Source organism: Thalassomonas sp. RHCl1, assembly GCF_947387555.1.
Taxonomy (GTDB): domain Bacteria; phylum Pseudomonadota; class Gammaproteobacteria; order Enterobacterales; family Alteromonadaceae; genus Thalassomonas.
On sequence record NZ_CANDNZ010000023.1, the window covers coordinates 32,817 to 56,230 of the forward strand.

General features: G+C 48.7%; 18 protein-coding genes. 5 read left to right on the plus strand and 13 right to left on the minus strand.

Going from position 1 to position 23,414, the window contains the following annotated elements; genetic code table 11:
- Positions 1–60: 60 nt before the first annotated feature.
- The 5 genes from QL234_RS30450 to QL234_RS30470 form a co-directional block, all read right to left on the minus strand.
- Positions 61–288: a glutaredoxin family protein gene (locus tag QL234_RS30450; protein WP_281561490.1), complete on the minus strand. Its 228-nt coding sequence runs from the start codon at positions 286–288 to the stop codon at positions 61–63.
- A gap of 233 nt (positions 289–521) precedes the next feature.
- Complete coding sequence (locus tag QL234_RS30455; RefSeq protein ID WP_281561491.1) at positions 522–3,896, minus strand: efflux RND transporter permease subunit; 3,375 nt, start codon at positions 3,894–3,896, stop codon at positions 522–524.
- A 68-nt stretch (positions 3,897–3,964) separates the two neighbouring features.
- Complete coding sequence (locus tag QL234_RS30460; RefSeq protein WP_281561492.1) at positions 3,965–5,134, minus strand: efflux RND transporter periplasmic adaptor subunit; 1,170 nt, start codon at positions 5,132–5,134, stop codon at positions 3,965–3,967.
- Between the two features lie 365 nt (positions 5,135–5,499).
- Positions 5,500–5,940: a TetR family transcriptional regulator C-terminal domain-containing protein gene (locus QL234_RS30465; RefSeq protein WP_281561493.1), complete on the minus strand. Its 441-nt coding sequence runs from the start codon at positions 5,938–5,940 to the stop codon at positions 5,500–5,502.
- Positions 5,924–6,118: a TetR/AcrR family transcriptional regulator gene (locus tag QL234_RS30470; RefSeq protein WP_281561494.1), complete on the minus strand. Its 195-nt coding sequence runs from the start codon at positions 6,116–6,118 to the stop codon at positions 5,924–5,926. Before QL234_RS30470 ends, QL234_RS30465 begins: the two co-directional genes overlap by 17 nt.
- Positions 6,119–6,451: 333 nt before the next feature.
- On the opposite strand from QL234_RS30470, the gene speB reads away from it, so the two are divergent.
- Positions 6,452–7,264 (plus strand): agmatinase, encoded by an 813-nt coding sequence (gene speB / locus QL234_RS30475; protein ID WP_281561495.1) that lies wholly within the window; start codon positions 6,452–6,454, stop codon positions 7,262–7,264.
- Positions 7,265–7,324: 60 nt separating this feature from the next.
- Here speB and QL234_RS30480 read toward each other — a convergent pair whose 3' ends face one another.
- Positions 7,325–8,224 (minus strand): discoidin domain-containing protein, encoded by a 900-nt coding sequence (locus QL234_RS30480; protein ID WP_281561496.1) that lies wholly within the window; start codon positions 8,222–8,224, stop codon positions 7,325–7,327.
- A 133-nt stretch (positions 8,225–8,357) separates the two neighbouring features.
- Positions 8,358–9,740, minus strand: a complete 1,383-nt coding sequence (locus QL234_RS30485) for a PLP-dependent aminotransferase family protein (RefSeq protein WP_281561497.1) — start codon at positions 9,738–9,740, stop codon at positions 8,358–8,360.
- Positions 9,741–9,871: 131 nt separating this feature from the next.
- Between QL234_RS30485 and QL234_RS30490 the strand changes: the two genes are divergently transcribed.
- The gene (locus QL234_RS30490; protein WP_281561498.1) at positions 9,872–10,483 is read left to right on the plus strand and encodes a LysE family translocator; all 612 of its coding nucleotides are present in this window, start codon (positions 9,872–9,874) and stop codon (positions 10,481–10,483) included.
- Positions 10,484–10,561: 78 nt separating this feature from the next.
- The gene (locus QL234_RS30495) at positions 10,562–11,008 is read left to right on the plus strand and encodes a GNAT family N-acetyltransferase (RefSeq protein WP_281561499.1); all 447 of its coding nucleotides are present in this window, start codon (positions 10,562–10,564) and stop codon (positions 11,006–11,008) included.
- A gap of 34 nt (positions 11,009–11,042) precedes the next feature.
- Here QL234_RS30495 and QL234_RS30500 read toward each other — a convergent pair whose 3' ends face one another.
- The 4 genes from QL234_RS30500 to QL234_RS30515 form a co-directional block, all read right to left on the minus strand.
- Positions 11,043–11,429, minus strand: a complete 387-nt coding sequence (locus QL234_RS30500; protein ID WP_281561500.1) for an MAPEG family protein — start codon at positions 11,427–11,429, stop codon at positions 11,043–11,045.
- An 89-nt stretch (positions 11,430–11,518) separates the two neighbouring features.
- On the minus strand, positions 11,519–13,474 hold the full coding sequence (locus QL234_RS30505; protein ID WP_281561501.1) for a DNA topoisomerase III: 1,956 nt from the start codon (positions 13,472–13,474) through the stop codon (positions 11,519–11,521).
- A gap of 54 nt (positions 13,475–13,528) precedes the next feature.
- Positions 13,529–15,481 carry a RecQ family ATP-dependent DNA helicase gene (locus QL234_RS30510; RefSeq protein ID WP_281561502.1) on the minus strand — a complete coding sequence of 651 codons (1,953 nt, stop codon included), beginning with the start codon at positions 15,479–15,481 and terminating at the stop codon, positions 13,529–13,531.
- A gap of 103 nt (positions 15,482–15,584) precedes the next feature.
- Entirely contained in the window at positions 15,585–16,343 is a 759-nt protein-coding gene (locus tag QL234_RS30515) for a transporter substrate-binding domain-containing protein (protein ID WP_281561503.1), read from the minus strand.
- A gap of 308 nt (positions 16,344–16,651) precedes the next feature.
- Between QL234_RS30515 and QL234_RS30520 the strand changes: the two genes are divergently transcribed.
- Positions 16,652–18,313: a hypothetical protein gene (locus QL234_RS30520; protein WP_281561504.1), complete on the plus strand. Its 1,662-nt coding sequence runs from the start codon at positions 16,652–16,654 to the stop codon at positions 18,311–18,313.
- Between the two features lie 83 nt (positions 18,314–18,396).
- Here QL234_RS30520 and QL234_RS30525 read toward each other — a convergent pair whose 3' ends face one another.
- Together QL234_RS30525 and QL234_RS30530 are read right to left on the minus strand one after the other, a co-directional pair.
- Positions 18,397–19,350, minus strand: a complete 954-nt coding sequence (locus QL234_RS30525) for a carbohydrate kinase (protein ID WP_281561505.1) — start codon at positions 19,348–19,350, stop codon at positions 18,397–18,399.
- A 127-nt stretch (positions 19,351–19,477) separates the two neighbouring features.
- Complete coding sequence (locus QL234_RS30530) at positions 19,478–21,877, minus strand: TonB-dependent receptor (protein ID WP_281561506.1); 2,400 nt, start codon at positions 21,875–21,877, stop codon at positions 19,478–19,480.
- Positions 21,878–22,373: 496 nt separating this feature from the next.
- Between QL234_RS30530 and QL234_RS30535 the strand changes: the two genes are divergently transcribed.
- Entirely contained in the window at positions 22,374–23,405 is a 1,032-nt protein-coding gene (locus tag QL234_RS30535; protein WP_281561507.1) for a LacI family DNA-binding transcriptional regulator, read from the plus strand.
- Positions 23,406–23,414: the final 9 nt, after the last annotated feature.

The following is a 23,414-nucleotide window of genomic DNA, read 5'->3' on the forward strand; positions in this document are numbered from 1 at the left end:
AACCAACTTTAACACAAGCAGCAGAATAAACGAACAAGCTAACGGCTAAGCTTGATGAAATTAGCCCTTAAACAACTGATTAAATTTCTTCACCGAAAAACCATTTAAAATTTGATCGCCGATTTTTAATACCGGTACCGCCCGCATCCCTAAAGCCGCCAGCTCTTTTTGTCCCTGCGGCGTTTTTACATTACACAGCCGGTATTTGATCCCCTGCTGGTCCAAATAACGTTTGGCACTGTCGCAATGGGGACATTTGCTCATGCTATATAAAACAACTCTTTTCATACTGGCTCACTTACTTTTCATGATTCTTTTCATTCTCCCTATTATCTCCCGTGTGATTTTCTCTTGCCATAAATAAAAAAAATCCCCTCACTGCGTCCTGGGAAAGCCGCTATCCGGAGGGGGAAAACCACTAAGGTTCAACGATGAAAATTCAAAACTTACTTCAATTCAAAAAACTCCCGGGCCTGGCAGCCGCCTTTAAAGCTAAACTCCCGCCAATACCCGGTTATCACTTATTTAACCTGAGCCGTGGTCAGCTCTGCCGCTTCAAACTCATCATCCGCTGTTTGCTCATGACGGCCTTTGATCTCAAAGATCATCGACAAGATCACCGGTACCAAAAACATGGTAAAGATAGTCGATACCAGCAGACCGCCAACCACCACGGCACCTAAGCCCCGGTAGAGTTCGCTACCGGCTCCCGGCATCAATACCAGGGGTAACATACCGCCGACTGAGGTCAGGGTGCTCATTAAAATAGGCCGTACCCGGGATTTCACCGACTCAACCACCGCCTGCTGCGGCGTTAATGCTGTGGTCACAGTACCGTCATCGGATCTGCCTTTAAGCAGGTTGATGGCCTGATGCACGATTAAAATCGCGTTGTTGACCACAACCCCCGCCAGGATCACGAAACCGATAATGGTTAACACGTCCATATTCTGGATCGGGGTATAGCGGTCAATCAGGCTGTAACTGTGTACTGCCGACAGCCCGGCAAAACCGCCCAGGGTTGCCAACGGCACAGTTACCATGATCACCACGGGATAGAGCCAGTTCTGGAACAGCACCGCCATTACCAGGTACACCACCACTAACGCCAGGAATAAAGAGCTCATCAGGAAACCGGAAAGAGTACCGTCTCCCATCAATGCCTGCTTGATATCGTTTAACTTACCGGCAGAGCCGGAAAGGTTGATATCCACCACTGGATTGATTTGTCCTGCCGTTCTTAATTCCGCCACCATAGTATTGATGGTGGCAATGGCATCTTCCATCGCCATACCGTTTGGCGGGGTAAATTGCAGCGTTACCGCCCTTTGCCTGTCGGCATGTTTAATTTGATCCGCTACCTGCACCCGTTCCAGTCGGGCAATATTTTCCAGGTCAACCACATTGCCTGCCGGTGTCGCCACCGGGGTTTGCATCAGGGCATCTAAAGGCGCATCGACACTGGCCTGCTGGGAAATGATCTTGATATCTTTAAGCTCGCCGCCGATTTCAAAACCCCGCACCAGCAAATAACCGTCGCCGTTAGCGGCAACCGCCATGCCGACATCCGAGCGGTTCATACCCATTTCCTGCAGGCGCTCATCATCCGGTGTTACCCGCAATTCAGGAGTCGGCAACAGGAAGTTTGCCGGCTCGGGCACCACGCCATAGGGGCCGAATTTGCCCATCAGGCTAAACATTAATGCGGTAGCGCTTTGAGACACCAGCTCAAGGTCATCCCCCACCAGGTCAATCTTAATGGCGGAGCCCGTAGTACCGCCGTTTAAAAACAGCGGAAACTGGAAGGCAAAGCTGATCACATCCGGAGCCTGGGCGCCGTAGGTGGCATAATTAAACAAATCTATGGTATCCACCGCGGTCACTTCATTGGCAGGCAAGGCCCCCTGAAACATCTTACCGCCCATGGCGACAACAAAATAGTGCTCTAATGCCGGGGCGGTGATCTTCTCCCCGCTCATGGTGGTTAATTCGGGACGGCGATCGCTGGGATCCGGTTTTTCGGTGCCGCGGATTTTCGCTTCGGCAACAAACTTATCTCCGGTATATTCCCATGCCGGCTTGATGCTGCCTTCCAAACGTTTGGCTATGGTTTGCATCTGATCCAGGCTATAACCCGGCGGCGGGATCAAAACACCGAACACGGCATTACGGTTACCTTTAGGTAAATAATCCAGCGGCGGGATCAAGGCCCAGATGCCGACAAACGTCAACACGGCAAAGGTCAAGACCACGGTTATCCGGCTTTTCCAGGAAACAATCAGCTTGGCAACAAGGCGGCTGACATAAGCGGGCAAGGCATTAAAAAAGCCACTGACCTTATCAACTTTCGACGCCGGTTTATCCTTGGCGGTTTTCCCGGGCAGACGTAAAAAGCTTGATGCCGCCGCCGGGATCACCAGTACGGAAACCACAAAGCTGATACTCACCGCCGCCATAATCGCCAAAGCAATATCACGGAATAACTGTCCGGCACTGTCCTGGATAAAGAGGATCGGCAGGAACACCACCAAGGTGGTTAAGGTCGAAGCAAATACCGCACTGGCCACTTCCTTGGTGCCGTCGATACTGGCACGCCAGGGTTTCTTGCCCATTTCCAGGTGGCGGAAAATGTTCTCAATAACCACGATGGCATTATCTATTACCATACCCACGGCAAACGCCATACCCGCCAGGGAAACGATATTGATAGAGCGTCCCAGGGATACCAGTACCACCACTGAAGCGATGACAGAAATAGGAATAGCAATGGCGATCACCCCGATGGTACGGAATGAACGTAAAAACAATAATAAGGTCAGGGTGGCCAATAAGCCGCCGATCAAAATATTACTTTGTACCAGATCGATTGCCCGCTCGACATAAGTAGAAGAATCCCAGGGCTGGATCAGCTCAAAGGTACCGTTAATACCGAGTTTTTTCGCATGTTGCGCCAACAGACCATCCGGCGCATTCAGGCTGCGGATCTCCGCCTTGATTTCCGTCATGGTTTCCAGCAGGTTGGCGCCATATTGCAACTGAAAGTTAAAGAAAGGCATCAGAATGCCTCGTGAGCGTACCCAATCGACCATTTCTTTATAAGACTCAGTCACGCTGGCAACATCTTCAAGATAGACAGGACCGGTTTGATCGCGGCGGATCACCAGTTTTTTGATAACATTGATATCGGTAAATCGGCCCACGGCACGTACCCGGATATCATTTTTGCCGTCCTGCAACTTACCGCCGGAATAATTCTGGTTATTCACCTGGATAGCATTGATAAATTCAGCATAGGTAATGCCGCGGTTGGCCAGCGCTACAGGGTCAAACTGAATTTGTAATTCCCGTTCACGTGCGCCGACGATGCCGACCTTAGACACCCCTTTGATCCGCTCCAGGCGGGGGCGCAGGCGTAATTCCATAAAGTCATATAAGGTAGTGGCATCAAAATTCGGATCCGTCGATGCCAGGCCAACCCAGGCAATGTAATCGACAGAGTCAGGATCAACCGCTTCCACCACTGGCTCGCTCACCCCTCTGGGGTAGGCAGGCACCTCATCCAGTTTTTGCAACACGCTTTGCATCGCCAAATTGATATCGGTACCGGTTTCAAACTCCAGGCGAACACTACCGGACCCTGACTGGGAAATACTGGTCATGGAAGCCAGGCCGGTCACATCTCCTAAGACCTGCTCCTGCTCGGTAATAATATCGGATTCAATCTCATTGGGAGAGGCATTTTCCCAGAAGGTGTTGACGGAAACGACCACAGAATCCACCGTAGGTGTCATTTGCACCGGCACCTGGGAAAAAGCAATAATCCCCGCCAATATCGATAACACGACCGCTACGGTAACCGTGATCGGTTGCCTGACCGCTTGATCTATTAATTTCATTTTTCTCTACCTAGTCACAGCTGTATGTTTGCCGGCGAAAACCGGCAATAGCTAAAAACATTATCTCTTTATTCACCGGCGCCTATGCTGGCGGAACTTTGCGGGGCACTTGAGGCCACAAATCCCCGGCCGGTTTTCGCATCTGTCGCCACTACCGGTCCCGGCATCAGGCGCTCATTGCCTTCAACAATCACTTTATCCCCCGGGGTCAGTTGATTATTGGCCGCCAGGGCATAAACCTCTGCCGACTTATATAACACAGTTACCGGCACAGGCGTGGCCACAGAGCCGTTTTCACTACTGGAAACTTTATAAACCAAGGTCATGCCGCCTTTATTCACCACGGCATTTTTAGACACCGCCAGCACCTGGTCTTCACTTGAAGTGGCGACCCAACCGGTAACCGCCATACCGGAAAGAATATTCGGCATCGCCGGGAAGGAAACCACTAAATTAAAAGTCCGGCTGCGGTTATTGACCTGGGAAACCAGTTTAAAATCCTTGCTGCTGATGCTTTGCCCGTTGACTTCCAGGGTAATTTCCGAGGTAGTAGACAACTGGCTAGCCAGGCGTTGCGGTACTTCCAGCCAGGCTTCGAGACGGTCGCTGGAGATCATTTCAATCGCCACTTCTCCCTGGTTGAACCATTCCCCCGGTTCAGCCAGCCTTTGGGTGACATAACCGTTAAAAGGCGCCCGCAATTCGGTATCCGCCAAACGTATCTTCAGCAGCTCAAGCTCATTCTGCAGCGCTTTTACCTGGAAATTGGCCTGGGATAAAGCCGCTTCGGCGACAGCTAATTCGGTTTTAACATTTCTTAACTGGCGTTCTGAAATCGCATTCTTTTCGGCGGTATAAGTAAAAGCAGTTAAATCCTCCTGTAAATTCTTTTGTTCGGCTTTTCTTTGCTTAACTAAAGCCTTGCTGCGGTCATATTCCGCCTGCAACTGAAGCGACTGGGCATGCAAACGACGGCTGTCCAGGCGTAGCAAGAGATCACCTAAGCTCACCCTGTCTCCTTCATTCACCAGAACCTGGTCGACGCTGCTCGACTCCCGCACAGAAACGCCGGCTTCAACCGCCGCCTTGATATTGCCGACAACACGTTCGCGCTGTTGCATATCCGATAAGGTTACCGGCTCAACCAGTACCGCCTGCTGTGCCAGCACGACATAACTTACGCCGCTTAACAATAGCGCCGCCATTAAGGCATTTAACTTTGCAAAACTCTTTTTCATTTCCCGATACCCTCAGCCAAAACTTCAACAACCCAAGCCACTATTAGACCAGTCGTCTAGCATTCTAGTGTCAAATGAAAATAGATCAAGTAACTTTGCGGCTTAATTCACCACAAAAACAACTAAACAACTGATAATATTAGTTAAAATAAAATTAAAAAATTTAGACCGCATGGTCCAAAACAAGCTAAAAACCGGGGCCAGTGTTCAGTTTATTGCAACAAACTGATCAACAGTGATGAAATAATGCCGGGGAGATAAGCTTGCAAGAACAGCAAAGCATGTGGAATGAGCAACAGGCAAAACCTTTTACTGGAGACAGCCTGCTGCAGAAACAGCAAAACAGCCCGTGGCCGGGCCGAAGTTTAACTTGGGGATTTTTCCTGCAGGATATTGGTAAAGATCAGGGCAACAAATTGCTCCAGCGGCACTATGCTCTGATCTATTTGCACCCGGATAATAATGCCCTGGAGCGCACTGTTGATCATGTTGGCCAACATATCGGCATCGTCTTTACAGTTTATTTCATCGGCTACCTGGGCTTCCCTGATGGTTTGCGCCAGCACACTTGCCATAGAATCAAATGAATACTTGATCGCCCCGCGCATCACTTCATTTAATTGTGACGTTTCCAGCGCCATCTTCGGTAAAGCGCATTCGCAAGACAAACCGTGTTCAAGAAAGTAAGTGATTTTATCGTTAAAGTAATTCTTCAGCCGGTTTAGCGGCGAATATGTGCGGTCGGTTAATTTAGCCCGGCATTCCTGATTCCAGCCATCGGTGGAGTTTTCAAGTGGAGTTTTCAATGAGCTGCAGGCCAAAATCATCTTTTGATTTAAAATAGTGATAGAATGACCCTTTAGGCACACCCGCCAGATCCAGGATTTCTTTTAAACCACAGGCATGGTAACTTTTGGCGGTAATGGCTTTATGGCCTGCTTCCAGAATAATATCCCGGGTGCCCTTAACGGCCTCATTTGCCACTGTGTCTTTCTCTGGCATCATCAATTCTCAAAGTGAAATGTATGAATATATTAGACCAGTCGTATATTATTTCAACCATAATTTTATTCACACTTGCTATTTCCCCGTTAACGTCAAATGTGAAGCCAGAAAAATCATAGAGTTAGCCAAGGGATGATAAATCTGCAATTTATCTTATTGACACGACCGAGTAATCAAGGATGTAATCAACTGACGGCTCCCGGGTTCCGGCGATAGCTGAACACAGGATGACAACAACTTACCCTGAACTAAAAAACAACTTACTCACAGGGTTATACACAAGATCAGCGCTAAAACAGGGGAGGAGAAATTTTGACAACAACATCTACTAAGGTTGGCCTGCTGGGGATCCCTTATGACGACAATTCATCTTTTAGCCGCGGACCGGCCAAAGCCCCGGCAAGCATAAGAAGTGTTTTGCAAAGCGGCTCCCTCAACAGCGGCTGTGAAAATGGGATCAATTTAAAAGATAACCCGATGTGGTTAGATTGCGGTGACCTTAAAATAACAGGTAACCATGATTTCGTCTCCGGGATAGAGTCAGGCTGCACGGATTTACTTAGCCGGGGCATGCGCCTGCTGACCTTAGGTGGAGATCACAGCATCAGTTATCCTATTCTAAGAGCTTACGCCGGACATTACCCGAAATTAAACATTTTACACCTGGATGCCCATTCCGATTTATATGACAGTTTTAAAGGCAACAGATTATCCAATGCCTGCCCTTTCGCCCGGATAATGGAGGAAAACTTATGTCAGCGCCTGGTACAGCTTGGGATCAGAACCTTAAACCAGCATCAGGTTGAACAGGCACAAAAGTTTAAGGTGGAAATGATTGAAATGCGCCACTGGCAAAGCGGGCAATTGCCGGAATTTGACGGCCCGGTTTACCTGTCACTGGATATTGACGCCCTGGATCCGGCCTTCGCTCCCGGCGTATCTCACCGCGAACCCGGAGGTTTTTCTACCCGGGAAGTGATCAATTTAATTCACAAAATCAATATGCCGCTGGTGGGAGCCGATATTGTCGAATTTAATCCGGATAAGGATATCGATGGAGTCACAGCGCAAGTCAGCGCCAAACTGGTAAAAGAAATAGCCGGGAAGATGCTGGATCAGGTTTAAAGCCGATAAATCACAACCGCCATCGGCAAGCACCGGTGGCGGCATTTTTCCCAACTGACATTATAAATCCGAGAACAGCTCAAACTCATCAATTTCAATATAAGTATCGCCGTGGTTGGTTACCACTTTAAGCCTGACAATACGGGCAGTGACTGCCGTATTTAAGGTGGCAATTTGATCCGAGACCTGGGATAACAGGTAAGACTCGTGATCAACAAAGGTTTCGCCGTCACTGGATACCTGCAGCACCACTTTCTCAGGCCCACGTCCCAACTGACGCGACTGGTCGTTTAATACCACACGGAAGCCGGTGATTTTCACTAAACCGTCAAAATCCACCTGCAGCCAGTACTCCGGCTCGACAAAATCAGGATCGTGATCGGTATTCAGCTCTTTTTTCACCATCCAGAAGCCGCGGCCGAGTTTCTCCACGCCTTCTTCGTCATTAATCTGCTCTTTATAGGTAAAACCGTCAAAAGCCGCCGCGCCGACATCATTGTTATAAAAATCACTGACGCTATAACTGCTCTCCGTCAGGCCGTTGGTGCCTATTAAGGCAATATTGCCGTAATCGCCGGTGCGCAGCAATGAGGCGCTGCCGTCATCGGGATCGACTCCGGAAATACCATCCCCCTGTACCAGGGCGAGATATTCAATATCACAACTGCTTTCACTGTCCGGGATATAACCGATACGCACGGTTTCCTGGGTGCGGTTGACGGTAGACACAAGATCTAACCAGCTGTCCGAGTATACCTGTCCCAATTGGAAATTCAGGGGCCAGTTACCTTCCTGGCACTCGAGATATTTATCTTCTTCTGCAACTATGCCTACCTTTACGGTTTCCGATTTGCCGATATAGATATTGGCTATTTTACCAATATATTCTTCAATCGATGTTTCAGCGGCAGTTACCGATAAAGACACCAATAAAGCCAGACTGGTCATTTTAAATTTCATGTCTCTCTCCATAGTTAAAACAGTCACTTGCCCCGGTAATGCAGTTAATGTGCCAGGAAAAATGTCAAAAGTTTGAACTTATTAGAGAAAATGCAGATTTTAACTTAAAAGAATTTGCAACCAGACGCTCGCGCTACATCACCAACTCATCGCTGGCGGGGGTATCCTCAAGGCATAGTTTCAGTAACACCAAGGCCTGTTTTAACCTTTCATAGCTGCGGGGAGCACATAAACTGATACGGATATTTTGCGGCGCCGGAAAACGTCCTATGGCATAAGATTCCGCAGCCCGCAGCAATAAACCTTTCCCTTGGGCATATTGAACAAAGTCTACCGCCCGCCAGTGCTCCGGCAACGCCAGCCAGGCATTAAAGGCATAAGGCAAGGTGATTAACGGGTATCCCGCCAACTCCTTTTGCAGAATGCGGTGCCGGGCCAGCATTTCCCGGGTGAGCCAGGCTTCCTGTTCGGCCATTTTTCCCGAGGTCAGCCAGCGGCATACCAGCTCTACCATTACCGGCGGTATGGTCCAGCAACTGGCCCGCAGGCTTTTTCTTAAACCGCTCCTGAGCCTGTTCCGCGCCACCAGGTAACCCAGGCGCAACCCGCCGGAAAAACTCTTGGAAAAGCTGGAGATATAAATGGTCAGCTCGGGAGCGAGCAAGTAAAAACTGCTGACTTTTTCACTTTCCGGTAAAAACTGAACATCATCGTCCAGGATCAGCAGCTGGTATTGCCGGCAAATGGCAATAAGCTCCAGTTTTCGCGATAAAGGCATTTGCACGCAACTGGGATTTTGCACTTGTGATGTCAGGTAAAGCACCCGGGGATTGTATTGCTGGCAGGCAGAGATTAACGCCTGCGGCAACACCCCCTGCTCATCCATCGCCAAACCGTGGCACTTCAGTTGTTGCTCCTGGCAGGCCAGAGCAATGCCGGGAAAAGACAAGCCTTCACATAAAACGGTATCGCCGCTGCGGCAAGTCGCTTGCAGCGACAGGGAAATACCGTGCTGGCCGCCATAAGTAAACAAGACTTCATCGGCACTGCACACCAGGTTACGCCCGCTTAACCAATCCGCCAATTGCTGTCTTTGATGCTGCAAACCGGTTTCCGGCTGGTAATCCAGACAAGCGGCCAATAACTGGCGATCCCCGGCAATCTCTGTCAGCGCCTGAGCCATCAAATCTTCCTGGGGACCAGCGGGAGCTTTGGAGCTGCGCAAATCATAACGGCTGTCATCGCCAGTTAGCATGACATACGGCCCCGGCTCCGCCTGCTTAATATAAGTACCGCTGCCGACCCTGGCGACCACAGTACCGCGCCGCTCCGACTCGGCATATGAGCGGGTGATAGTGCCTATAGTCACACCAAGGGCATCTGCCAACCTGCGCTGGGGCGGTAATTTTTCACCGGCTTTAAGTGCCCCGCTTGCCACGGCTTCATCAATGGCATCTGCCACTTGTTTATATTTCGCCAAACTGGAAGGTTTTAACTCGGGCTGCCACATTGTCATGGGTACAATAAAATCCTTGATCTATTTGTACCCCTATATATCATAAAAAACACCTAACAACCATTAAAAACACAGAATTGTACGCATACAATATCTGTTTTTAATTCATGATAACCGATAAAGATAACTTTATGGCAGCCCAGATAGAACTCAGCAGCATACTTATTCCGCTATTCCTTTTTACCCTGCTAGCCACCGCAACCCCAGGGCCTAACAACACCTTGTTGACCTTATCCGGCAGCCGTTTTGGTTACCGCCAGACCCTGCCGTTTCTTTTCGGCATCAGGGCGGGTATTACCGGGCTTTTTATCCTGATGGGCTCGGGTATAGGCGGTATACTCGCCCAGAATCCCCACTGGTATTTTTACCTCAAACTGCTCGGCGCTGCTTACCTTATTTATCTGGCAGTAAAAATGGCATTTTCCAGGAGTCACAAACAACAAAGCGGCGCAGCCAACCTGATAGGCTTTCGCCAGGGGGCGCTATTACAGTTTATTAATCCCAAGTCCATGATGATGGTTTTATCCTGCATCACCGCTTTTAGTCTGCCGGGAGATCTGTACCTGCTTTCCGTGATTCAGGCCTGCCTGATATTCAATCTGGTGGGGTTAATGAGTAACAGCGCCTGGACGCTATTTGGCTCGCTGATCAGCCGTTTTTTAGCCACAGAGCTTGCCAGACAAAGGTTTAACCGGTTTTTGGCCATATTAACCCTGATTGCCGTGGCCTTACTTTTTATTTAATTACATCGTTAGGTTCTTCATTTCACTGTTGAAAATCAAGGCAACTCGAAAAACCGAAAGTAAATTCAGGAGAGATAAATGCTCAAACAAATAAGCCCGTCAATTCGCTTTAGTAATCAACAAGAAGAGATGCAACTGGATGTGATTCATGGCTATTTAAAACGCTCTTACTGGGCCAAAGATATACCCAAAGACCTGGTACAAAAGTCTATCGACAATTCCATGTGTTTCGCCGCTTTTGACGGCCGCCGGCAAATCGCCTTTGCCCGGGTGATCACAGACAAAGCCAGTTTCGCCTACCTGGCTGATGTCTTTGTGCTCGAGCCATACCGGGGTCGCGGGATCAGCAAACAGCTGATGTCTGAAATACTCAAAGAGCCTGAACTGCAGGGCCTGAGGCGTTTTATGTTATGCACAGCCGATGCCCACGATTTATACCGCCAATTCGGCTTTAGTGTCGCAAGCTCCCCCCAAAACCTGATGGCAATTCATCAACCTGACATTTACGCCGGGATATCAGCTTAAAAGCGGGAGCAAACTACCTTAATGCCGGAAATAATCAGGGTAAACACTGCCACATCATGGCCAGTGGTGCGGCTAAACCGACAAACCATACCAGGGAACGCAACTTATCCTGATCAAAATAATACATCAAACAATAGGTAACCCTGGCAGCAACATAGATCATCGCCAGGCGTTCAACAGTTTTATCAACGGAATCGGTCGCCAAAACCAGAGCTATGGCTAATGAGAAAATAATCAAGGACTCAAAAGAGTTATAGTGGGCGGCTGAGGCACGGGCACCAAACCCTGTTAACCTGGCTTGTTGCTCCCTGGGGTAATTATTATCATAACGGCTCTCCTTATTCATGGCATAAGCCAGCGGAGCTTTGGCTAAATAAGGTAACAGCGCGGCAATCATGGCGCAAATAATCAGCGTTTCCATACACAACACCTAATAAAACAAACTACATAAGGGATCACAAGCATAAAACGATTCACATAAATCAACAACTTATTTATCCAGTGCCGCCGCTAGACTTTAGCCGCCGGCGCTTTTCTTCGCCTCCTGCCTTTCTTTTTAAAACCGGATGCCGATTTAACCTTAAGCCCCTGCAACTGTGAAGGCAGCTGTTGGCAGGCCTGCTCCACCAGCTGGTGCAGGGTTTGGGTCAGGGGCTGCATAAAACTCTGGTAACTGACTTGTTTTTCACTGATGGCATTCAGGCTTGCTTCCCATTGGGCAGTCATATCCGGTAAGGTCGCCGCTTCCGGCAAGGTGGCGATCAGCGCTTTACCCACTTCGGTGGCATGAATCTGCTTGCCCTGGCGACAGAGGAAATCCCGTTTAAACAATAATTCGATAATCCCGGCCCGGGTAGCCTCGGTGCCGAGACCGTCGGTATCTTTTAGGATCTTTTTCAGCGCCTTGTCGCTGACAAAACGGTTGATGCCTGTCATTGCCGCCAGCAAAGTCGCATCGGTAAAAGCCTGCGGCGGTTTGGTCATTTTTTCCGCCAGCCGCCCCTGTTGGCACAACAAGACATCCTCCTGATGTAACTCAGGTAAATGCTGGCTTTGGGCTTCCTCCGCCTCATCCGGGTTATGCGCTTTTGTCTTGGCCGCACTTTTTTGCGGCCAAAGCACTTTCCAGCCGATCACCACAGTATTTTTCGCACTGGCGGTAAATTTTCCGCCGCCGATATTCAGCTCAACCTTAGTTTGATCATAGCTGTGCGCCGGATAAAACTGGGCCAGATACTGGCGCACAATCAACTGGTAGATATTCTTCTCAAAGGTATTTAACTGGATATTAGCCGCGGATTTTTCCGTCGGCACGATCGCATGGTGGGCGCCGACTTTTTTATCGTTAAACGCTTTGCTTTTCAAGCCTGCGTTCGCCTGTCCTGCCGCCTGGCCATACTGGGAAGATGAAGCAAGCATATTAATAATGCCCGGCGCCAGCTTATGCTGCTCTTCAGGCAAATAACGGCAATCGGATCTCGGGTAGGTGATCAGCTTATGTTTTTCATAAAGGGACTGACAGATATCCAGTACCAGCTTGGCATTCATGGAATAGATCTTGGCAGCCTCGATTTGCAGCGCCGATAAATTAAACGGCAAAGGCGGCGATTGTTTTTTGTTTTCTTTAACAACCGAGGTAACCGTCGCCGGTTGCCCGCTGATGCGGCGCACGACATTTTCCGCCAGCGCCTTAACCACCACCCTGTCCTGCTCGTCCATATAAGGCGAGCATTCCTGGCTTGGCTGCCATTTGGCGCTAAAGCTCTCGCCGTTTGCACAAACAATATCGGCATACACCTCATAAAAAGGTTTGCTGACAAAGTTGGCGATTTCCTCATCCCTGCGCACCACCAGTCCCAATACCGGGGTCTGCACCCGGCCGACGGAAAGCACCCCTTTAAAGCCGACTTTTTGCCCCTGCAGGGTATAGGTTCGGGTGAGGTTAATGCCGTATAACCAGTCGGCACGGCTGCGGGCCAGGGCTGAAACCGATAAAGGGATAAAGTCGCGGTTGGCCTTCAGCGCCGCCAATGAACGTTTTACCGCACTGGTATTTAAATCGCTGACCAGCAAACGTTTTACCCGGGCTTTTTTCGTTTTCGCCAGCTTTAAGTAATCGATCACCTCATCCACCAATAGCTGGCCTTCGCGGTCGGGATCGCCGGCATGAATGATCTCATCCGCCTGCTTCACCAGTTTACGTAAAACCGTTAGCTGGCTTCGGGTTTGTGATTTAGGTTTTAACTGCCACTGCTGTGGTACTATCGGCAGATGCTCCAGTTTCCACTGTTTATATTTTTGATCATAAGTTTCCGGCTCGGCCTGCTCCAGGATATGGCCGATACACCAGCTGACGACATCACCGTTGCCCAGCTGGATAAACCCCGGATTATTCTTATGGGGTTTAGGCAAAGCCGCGGCAATCGCCCGCCCTAAACTTGGTTTTTCAGCAATATAAAGTTTCATATAAGATGCGCAGCAATAAACTGATATACTGGATAATAAATCATTACTGTATTTTTATCCAGGCTCGCTGTTCTGATGTTCTGCCAAGTGAGTATCGACCCAGACCTTAACCTGAGAAAAGCGGTAATGTTCAAGCAAAGCAAAACTCTTCAGTTTGCGCACCCTGAGCTTAGTAAAAACAGGTGTCGTTAAACCGCAAAGAAAACGGCTGATCAGCACACTGCTGGCCTGGTGCCCCAATTTACTCATGATCTCGCCAGAAATATCGCCGAAATCGAAACTTTCCAGCGGCGCAAGCGGGGCCGCTTGCGGCAATAGCGCCACCTGTCCCCGGCAAACGCTGCAATGGCCACAATTTTGTGTCAGCTGCTCATCGGCAAAATATTGTCCCAGGCGCCGGCTTAAACAGCTATCCCCGGTAAAAAACGCCAATAGCTGATGAATACGCTTGATTTCACTTTGTTCTTTGGTTGCAAATTTTTCGCTTAGCAGGCCCGTCAGTTGTTCAATGCCGTAGGGCGAATTCAGCACCTGATAAACCTGGGTCATGGTTTTCGCCTGCAACTCGATAAGCCCATGGCTATCAAGATATTCCAGTGCCGTCAGCACCCTTTGCCGGTCGCTGGGATATATGTGCTGCAGCTGATCAAAGTTTATCGTATACCAGGTTCTCGCCTTGTCACAAGACTGTAGTAAGGCCTCAATAAAGTCCGCCCGCTCGCCGCTAAAACTGGTGATTAATTGCTGCTCAGACTTACCCGGGAGCTTAAACTTATATTCGGCAAAATAACTGTATGCCGGTTTAAGCACGCCAAAAAGCTCCAGATAAACCAGTAAGGTTTTTAAACTTAACAAACGAATATTGGCGTCATTGGATAAGCTGTTTAATACCAGCTGCCACTGATCCTGCTGCTGTGCAATTTCATCAAGCACATAACGGATGGCATCCGCCTCAGGAGTATCACCATAAACAAAGTTTTCCAGCACATTTAAATTGTCGGCATTGGCCAACACCAGACAATGGGAAGACAAGCCGTCACGCCCCGCCCGGCCGATTTCCTGGGCATAGTTTTCTATTGATTTAGGCAGGTCGTAATGCACCACATAACGGATATCGCTTTTATCTATGCCCATGCCAAACGCTATGGTGGCAACAATCAGCTTAATAGCACCTGACATAAACTGCTGCTGGATCTGCTGGCGATCCTCGGCCGACATACCGGCATGGTAGGCCTGTGCGTTTAAACCTTGCTGTTTTAATTGCCCCGCCAGCACCTCGGCGCTTTGCTGCAGGGTGACATAAATGATACCGCTGTGCTGGTGTTTATCTTGGAGCCAGGACGTTAATGCCGCCAGCTTGTCATTTTGGCTAACCCCGAGCACAGCCAGATCCAGGTTGGCGCGATAAAACCCGGTTAAGACTACATCTCCGGCCCGTACGCCAAGTTTATTGCCCATGTCTTCAATAACCGCCGTGGTTGCCGTCGCCGTCAGCAACAACACCTGAGGAATCGCCAGCTCCTGCATGTATACCGGCAGTTTGAGATAGTCCGGCCTGAAATTATGCCCCCATTCAGAAATACAGTGGGCTTCATCCACCACCAATAACGACAACTTTACCTGGGCAATAAACTGGCGGAACCTTTCATTGTTAAGACGCTCAACAGAAATCATCAAAATTTTAATATCACCGCTGCGCACCCGGTTCATCACTTCTTGCGCTTGTGCTTTTGACTGGGCCGAATCTATACTCGCCGCCGTTATGCCCTTGCTCTGTAAAAATTCCAGTTGGTCTTTCATCAGCGCCAATAAAGGAGAAACCACTAATGTTAAATGGGGCAAGCATAAAGCCGATAACTGGTAGCAAAGGGATTTGCCGGCACCGGTGGGAAAAATGGCGGCGGCGCTGCGCCCTGAAACTATGGTCTGAATAACTTCGGCCTGACCCGGGCGGAAGCTTTGATAGCCAAAATAACGGTGCAGGAGTTGATGAATATCTGTTGTCATTAGCTCTCTTGTAAATAAAGCTGGCAGGAAAAAGTAACGGGATTATCGGATAAAGCGGTGGAAAAGAACAAGGATCATTTAAATTTATATCGCCCGCAATCCGCTAATGGCGATAACCTAAGGCAAACAAATGCTCTTCGAAGATTTCTTCATAACGCCCGCTTGCTTTAAACAGCGACAGCGCCAAGTCAAATTCATCGCACAGTTCCTGGCGGTTAAAGCCCATATAGGTATAGACATCGGGGAAAATCGGATGGATCACAAACTCATTGGCATCAAAGTTCCCCTTGGACCAGGTTTTTAAGCTGTGCAGGAAGATATATTTGTCACCGATACTGACATCCACCATGCCGATGGCCAGCAACCTCGCCTGCTCTTTCGGTTTCGGCACTTCCTTATAATATTCATTGTCCGCTACCGCAGCATTAAATGCTTTTCCCAGCAAAGTACGGGCCCTTTGATAGGTCACCACGGAAACACCTTTTAAATCCTCTACCGAGTTGATTTTCATTCCCCTGTCCCTGCGGGTGATAGCCACATCCGAATACCTGAATATCGGCTGACTGATACAGCCATTGATTTCACTTTTCGAAAAAATGTTGGCGGCGCCATCAACAGTCTTCTCATTGAGCTCAACCACCAGTCGGGCATTGGACAACATATAACGATAGGTAATTCTTTTTGAAGGAATATAGGCATAAACGCCATCGATGAGATCTTTAAATAAAGCAGATTGATTAGGGCCTGCAAATAACGGCCGAAAATTTCCCAGGGCTATTTTTAATTCCGTCTCATCCGCCCGGGCCAATGGCGGAAAAAAGAACAAGCATATAACCAGACTGGCGATCACACGAACTAACATTCAGCCCTTCCTCATCACATCACTTCACATCACTTCATATTACTTCACATCAAAGCATTAATTAGGAATCGGAAAAGTGAGAAATAACAACTCAAGGTCAATTTTTATACCTTCCTGACCTCATTATTGTATTTAGTATAGAAGCTGTTAGCAGATCCCTCTAGTTTGCCAGCCTCACTGAAAAATGAAAACTTGTTGTGATTTAAAGGAAAAATGCGATGAAAACCCGTGTTATTGCGCTGTTCTCCTCGCATATCAAAAATGCCTTTGGTACTCTTTAACAATAAAAAAAATAATAAGGAGACGTTATGAAAAAGACCCTGCTCGCCCTTTCGTTATCGATTACCGCGGCCTTCAGCGGCCAGGTCAGTGCCGACCATAACACCAATCTTGACCGTTATCTGGCACAATACAGCCCCTATAAAATGGAATATGATGCCAGCCATTTCTCCGCCAAAGACAAGCTGATCCTGCAAAAACTGGTCAAAGCAGCCGAACTGCTGCATGAAGTCTACTGGCAGCAAACCTCCAAATACGGCCGGGAATTACGGGATGCCCTGGAACTGGTGCCAGAAAGCGAACAGGCGCAAAAATTACTGACCCTGCTTAATCGCAACGGCGCCCCGTTTGAACAGCTCAACAACAATGTTGCCTTTATGGGGCAACAAACCTATTACCCGGGACAGGAGTTTTACCCCCGCGGCCTCAGCGCCGAAGAATTCAACAGCTATATGAAAACTCTGCCCAAAGAACAGCAGGCTGAATTTATGAACCCCTATACCGTGATCCAAAAAGACGGCAAAGGAGGTTATAGGGCCGTAAGATATTACCAGGCCTATAAAGCTCTGCTAGATCCCGTGATCGAGCTGCTTAATGAAGTCGCGGAACTGACCGACAATGCTTCGTTCGCCAAATTCCTGCGTTTAAAGGCCAGGGCACTGCTCACCGATGAATATTTTGATGCCGACGTTGCCTGGATAGATCTGGCCGGCAATAAATTTGATCTGGTCTTTGGTCCTTTCGAAACCTACGACGACGGTATTAAAGGGGTAAAAGCCAAGTACCAGGCCTATATCGAAGTAGTGGATAAAGAAGAATCGGCAAAATTGGACTTATACACCCAATACCTGCAGGAAATGGAAAACAATCTGCCGATCCCCGAACAATACCGCTCCGTAGTCGGCGGTTTAACGACCAAGTTTGTTGTCGTCAGGGATATTATCCGCACCGGTATGGCTATCGTCGGTTACCAGGCGGTTGCCACCAACCTGCCCAACGATCCCGCGGTACACGAGCTTAAAGGTACGAAAAAAACCTTCTGGAAAAACATGTTCGAAGCCAGGTTCAGCGGCATTATCAAACCGGTCAGTGAAGTGCTGATCAACGAAAAACAATTGCCGGACATTTCCGACGACGGCTTTTTCCAGTTTGTACTCATGCATGAAATCAGCCATGCCCTGGGGCCGAGAACCGTTAAGGTCGGCAGTAAAAAAGGCATAGCCACCAATGCCGCCATAGGCCCTAACTATAACGCCCTGGAAGAGGCAAAAGCCGATATCAGCGGCATGCACTCGCTGATTTACCTGATGGATAAAGGCATAGTGGATGCCAAGCGCCGCAATAACTTTTTCATCTCTTATTTGGGCAGCTTATTCCGCTCGATGCGTTTTGGCTTAAACCAGGCCCATGGCAAAGCCGCGGTATTATCGCTAAATTATTTCGCCGAAAACGGCGGGGTGACTTATGATGACCACAGCGGCCGCTGGACCTTGAACGACAAGAAGTTTGAAGAAAATGTCGCCTCCCTGGCAAAAGCCCTGCTAATCCTCGAAGGGGATGGCGACAACACTAAGGTGCAGGCCTTTTTTGACCGCTGGGCGGTGAATTCTCCGCGGATCCAGGCCAGCCTGGAGAAGGTTAATCATTTACCCATAGATGTCCTGCCCGAATATAGCATTAAATGGCATTAATCCCGGTACAAATGGATTAGCCAAGCCCTTAAAAACAAAAGCCCGGCAGATGCCGGGCTTGCTTTTTCAGCCGAACAAAGTTGCTAGTCTCTGATATCTGCCAGGGTGGGCAGCGCCGGAAAAGCGCCTTTTTGCGTGCAGGTAAAAGCGCCGCATAAGGTGGCAAACTCAACGATATTTTCAACATAAGTTTGCTGTGTTAACAGCGCCTGAAAAGCTGCAATATCGAGATCCCGGTACGCCAGCTGGTAAAGCAGGCCGCCAACAAAAGCATCACCTGCCGCGGTAGTATCTACCGGGGTGATAGCCGGGGCCTGATGAACAAAATGATACTCCCGGCTATATACCGATATTTCATTACCGCCGTCGGTCACCACCACCAGGGACGGACCGGTTTTCAGGCAATAACTTATCAGTTCGTCGGCACTTTGGCTGAGCTGCTCAGACAAATATAACAACTCTTCGCGGCTGAATTTTATAATATCGGTATAAGGCAGGCACTCAAGAATACGCGAAGATAATACCGAAGCCTCCGACCACAAGGTTAATCTTAAGTTGACATCCAGACTCACCAGTAAGCCGTTTTCTTTGGCCAGCTTTAATCCGGTTAAGGTGGTTTGCGCCAGTTTTGCTGTGGTCAGGGTATTGGAGCAATAATGGAAAATATCCGAACGTTTGAAACTTTCTTCCTGAAAATCGTCACTGCTAAAACGCATATCTGCGGTATCGTGCCGGTAAAAATTAAAGCTACGCTCTTTTTTATCGTCCAGGGATACCAGCACCAGGGCCGAATTGCTGTTTTCAAAACTGCATAAATAATCGGTTTTCACCTGATAGGCCGCCAATTGCTTTTGTAAAAACAAGCCAAAATTATCCGAGCCGATGCCGCCGACAAAATAACTTTCGCCGCCAAGTTTTGCAATGGCCACTGCAACATTTGCAGGTGCTCCGCCAGCAATAGGTTTGAAGCTGGTTTCATCGTCTTCATTAGGTAAAAAGTCGATGAGCACTTCACCAAAGCACAACACTTTTTTCATTGAGGTTTCCTTAAAAAACAACCCGCTGTTTTATCTGGCGTTATGCCGCAACACAGCGGGTAAAATAAAAGCCCGGCGATGCCCGAAGTTATGCCGGGCACAGGGGCTTTGTTGACATTAACCGATATCAGAACTCATATTTCAGTGCTAATGACGTCGTCCGGCCGTTAATGGTGCGGGCACGGATAATGCCGTTATCCGGCACGCTGCCTTCTTCGGCTTCGGTGATGCCATTGGTATCAAACAGGTTGTTGACGTTTAACGATACCGACATGTTTTCTGTCATCATATAAGAGACAAAACCGTTTACCTGGGTATAACCGTCGAATTCCAGATCGTTATTATCCTGGGCATAGGCGTCTGTGGTACCGATGACACTTAAACCGGCAGAGCCGTTGTTGAAGTTATAACGGCCGATAAGAGAGTAAATGAAATCCGCCTGTCTGCGCGGGGTATTGCCAACGACATCAGCATTTATGGCATCTTTAGTGATCTCGGCATCGGTCCAGGTAATGCTGCCGCGCACATCGAAATTACCGAAATAATAGGCCGACTCCAGCTCGATGCCTTTGGCTTCATAAACCCGGTCAAAGAACCTCTGGCTGGTGGCTTCAAAGTTCTGCTCTTCGGTTTCGGCAAAAAACGCCGTGGCAAAAAGGGAGAACTTATCCTTGCGGAATTTCACCCCAAGTTCATATTGGTCGACTTCATCCACCGCATCCTGCTCCGCGACCGAGCCATCACTATTGATTTTACCGTACATCAAACGGTCGGCATTGGCACGGCCGCCATGGCTGAAGTTGGCAAAAACCGCCAGGTTATCATCCAGGAAGTAGTTGGCCCCTAGCGTATAAGAGTTATAACTCCAGTCGTAATTGATGGGGGAAGCATTGGCAATATCTGCCGAAGATACACTTTGCTCAGGAATAGAGATCTCACCGTCACGGTTCATATCCACTTGTGACTGCACGGTAGCAGCATAATAACCACTGGCTTCACCACTGTCGTGGCGGAAGCTGGCATCTATGGTCAAATCGTCAAAGTCGGCAGAAATATTGATATAGGGCGCATCGATATCATATTCGGCATCATAAGCCCGCTGACAACAGTTGCCCCAGTAAGGCACGCCATAGGCATAAAGACCATTGTCGGAATAGTTGGTGCCGTCGCTGCCGACAACATCAAGCAGAGCAGCATTATCGCCTTTGACTTCCATCAGGTAAGAGTTCCACATCCAGGACATGGCAATATTCTGTGTCGATTTATAATAACCGAAGGTTACCGTGGCGTAATCAAGTTCTTTGGTCAGTTTCAGATCGTTAACAATCGAGCTCAAATCTTCAATTTCAACATCAAAGGTATGGATACGCATCGCCATATCATCACCAAATGCCTGTCCGGCATCAGGCCCGTTGGCATACATCAAAGAGGCACCGTCACCGCCGATAGCACTGGCAATAGCACTGCTGTCTTCAACGCTGGCAGGAATTAAGGAATTATAGTTACCGCTGACATCGCTTTTTCTTAAGCGGTTTTCGATGGACCAGTTATTGCCCAGTTCGAAAAAGGCTTCAAAACCTATGCTGTTGACCACAGGGTTCATGCCGTCACGGACATCGCCGCGGCTGATATTGCCGTCGCCGTCAAGTCGCAGCGTGGAAAGCAGGTAGGCCGAATGCGGCGTATCTTCCTGCGAGTCAAAACCCGGCAGGGAATCGCCGTTGGCATACATAGGCATCGGCAGGTAGCCAACCGTTTTATCGTCTAAGTGCTTGAAGTAAAAACGCACGTAACCATCGTCAAATTCTTTGGTCAGGTTCGCCTTGATTTGGCCACCTTTATTTGAGGTGTAGCCGGTATCCCGTGCCCCTTCACCCGTGCGTAAAAAGCCGCCGATATGAAAACGAGTGCTGTCATTGATATAGCTGCCGTATTCAAAATCGGTGCGGTAGCTGTCGTAATCCAGGCCGATGGTGGTAGAAACGCTGCCGGACTCGCTGTCACCGGTTTTGCTGATAAAGTTAATGATACCACCGGGGGCGTTACTGGCGGCAGTCGCCGAGGTACCGCCACGAATAGCTTCAACCGTTTGTACGGTCGAGTCGGCGCGCAGGAAGGTATCGGCATTACCAAAAGAGATGTCGCCAAATTGCATCACCGGCAGGCCATCTTCCTGCAGCTGCAGGAATTTAGCTCCCCCGGCCGCTACGGGTAAACCGCGCACCGCAATATTGGCATTACCTTCACCGCCGGTGGCTTCAGAGCGGATACCCGGTAAAGAGCGGAAAATTTCCGAGGTGGTTCTCGGTGTGGCCACTTCCATTTGTTCGGCAGAAAAACTGCTGATGGACACGCTCGATGCCATGATGGTTTTACCCTTGGCAACACCGGTTACGACTATGCGCTCCATCCCCAGTGAATCATTTTGATCTGCTTCTTTATTCTCTCCTTCAGCCGCGATAGCCGTACTGCTGATGGCAAGAGCTAACACGCTTAACGAAAACTTCTTTGACAAATGGTGAGACATTGCTTTCCCCTCGTTACTTTCTGTTAATTTTGGCGTGATTTCTATGCGGTTTTAGTTGTCAAATTATAGGTCATAAAAATCACAGTCTTCCGACTTAACCTAAACCAAAGCTTAATCGATTAAGTTACTTTTAAGATTAACAAATGATTTTATAATTGCAAGTCTATTTGGCTGATATTTAAGCTAACCGGGCTCAAGATAATAATTTACTGCGAAATTACTGAACTTTATCTGCAGATAAAACAGCCGGGCAGAGTGCTTTATCTGCCGGCATAACCACAAACAAAACAACTTAATCAAATAAGAAAAATAAAGCTAACATAGCAAAGCGATACCTGATAATGTGTAACAATTAAATCAGCGATCGGTCGTGGCGGGCTTTACACCCCTGGGTTCGGCCGTTATTTTATTCCTTCGCCGAACCAGGCTTAACAGCAAACGGGCAAATTAAGTTTTGATGCTGAGCTAAGCTGAGTAGCACAAAAAAGTGAGCAAGATGAAAAAAAGCAATGGTTTAACATTAAAAAAAGTGGCGGACATCCTGGGGGTGTCCAATGCAACGGTTTCTAATGCCTTTAACCGCCCCGATCAGCTATCAGAAAAAAGGCGTAAAGAAATCCTCGCCGCCTGCCATGAGCTAGGTTACAGCGGCCCCAACCAGGCCGCCAGGCTGCTGAGAAAAGGCAGCTCCAACATAGTTGCCCTGGTCTTGCCGGACAGCCTGGAATATATGGTCTCGGATCCCGTTGCCAACCAATTTATGCGTGGGGTCACTTCGGTGCTGGAAAAGAACAACCTGAATTTACTGTTATATTCCGGACAGTCCCAAAGTATCCAGTCGGTGGTCGATTTCGTCGACGGCTTTATCTGTTACGGCGCGCCAAGAAACCCTAAGCTGATCCCCCAGCTAAAGACATCGGGTAAGAAAATCGTCACCGTCGATTTTGATATTGAAGGCATGGCCTCAGTCAATATCGATAACGAGCAGGCCGCCTACCAAATTGCCGATCAGGCGATACGGCTTGAACAGGATAATGTCGCCGTACTCGGCCTGCGCCTTGTGGACAGCGAACAAATTTGCCGGGTATATGACAAGGAATTGCTCGACTGCAACAGCTCGATTTCACACCGCCGCCTGGACGGTTATAGCAAAGCGTTGTCGGAAAAAGGCATCAACCTCGGCGGCGATCGCATCTGGAATATCCCGGAAAGTAATATCAAACTCGCTTCACTGGCCGCCAGGGAAGCCCTTTCCTGTCAGCCGCAGCCAAATGTCCTGTTGTGCATGAGTGATCTGATCGCCCTGGCCGCCATCCGCGAAGCCACAGTGATGGGGTTGAAGATCCCCGAAGATATCCGCATTGTCGGTTTTGACGGTATCGAAGAATCGTTAAGATCCACCCCTAAGCTGACCACGATTCACCAGTACAGTGATCTTAAGGGAGAAACTGCCGCTAAACTCTTTATCGATAATGACAATCATAATGAAGTCTTAAGCTATGAGCTGCAAATGGGCGACAGCTGTTAACAGCTAAGA

Coding starts and splice junctions, on each gene's coding strand:
- QL234_RS30460 (WP_281561492.1), bottom strand. CDS start 5,134: ATGAAAAAGAGTTTTGCAAAGTTAAATGCCTTAATGGCGGCGCTATTG.
- QL234_RS30455 (WP_281561491.1), bottom strand. CDS start 3,896: ATGAAATTAATAGATCAAGCGGTCAGGCAACCGATCACGGTTACCGTA.
- QL234_RS30520 (WP_281561504.1), top strand. CDS start 16,652: ATGAAAAAGACCCTGCTCGCCCTTTCGTTATCGATTACCGCGGCCTTC.
- QL234_RS30525 (WP_281561505.1), bottom strand. CDS start 19,350: ATGAAAAAAGTGTTGTGCTTTGGTGAAGTGCTCATCGACTTTTTACCT.
- QL234_RS30480 (WP_281561496.1), bottom strand. CDS start 8,224: ATGAAATTTAAAATGACCAGTCTGGCTTTATTGGTGTCTTTATCGGTA.
- QL234_RS30485 (WP_281561497.1), bottom strand. CDS start 9,740: ATGACAATGTGGCAGCCCGAGTTAAAACCTTCCAGTTTGGCGAAATAT.
- QL234_RS30510 (WP_281561502.1), bottom strand. CDS start 15,481: ATGACAACAGATATTCATCAACTCCTGCACCGTTATTTTGGCTATCAA.
- QL234_RS30500 (WP_281561500.1), bottom strand. CDS start 11,429: ATGGAAACGCTGATTATTTGCGCCATGATTGCCGCGCTGTTACCTTAT.
- QL234_RS30530 (WP_281561506.1), bottom strand. CDS start 21,877: ATGTCTCACCATTTGTCAAAGAAGTTTTCGTTAAGCGTGTTAGCTCTT.
- QL234_RS30515 (WP_281561503.1), bottom strand. CDS start 16,343: ATGTTAGTTCGTGTGATCGCCAGTCTGGTTATATGCTTGTTCTTTTTT.
- QL234_RS30535 (WP_281561507.1), top strand. CDS start 22,374: ATGAAAAAAAGCAATGGTTTAACATTAAAAAAAGTGGCGGACATCCTG.
- QL234_RS30505 (WP_281561501.1), bottom strand. CDS start 13,474: ATGAAACTTTATATTGCTGAAAAACCAAGTTTAGGGCGGGCGATTGCC.
- QL234_RS30450 (WP_281561490.1), bottom strand. CDS start 288: ATGAAAAGAGTTGTTTTATATAGCATGAGCAAATGTCCCCATTGCGAC.
- QL234_RS30490 (WP_281561498.1), top strand. CDS start 9,872: ATGGCAGCCCAGATAGAACTCAGCAGCATACTTATTCCGCTATTCCTT.
- QL234_RS30495 (WP_281561499.1), top strand. CDS start 10,562: ATGCTCAAACAAATAAGCCCGTCAATTCGCTTTAGTAATCAACAAGAA.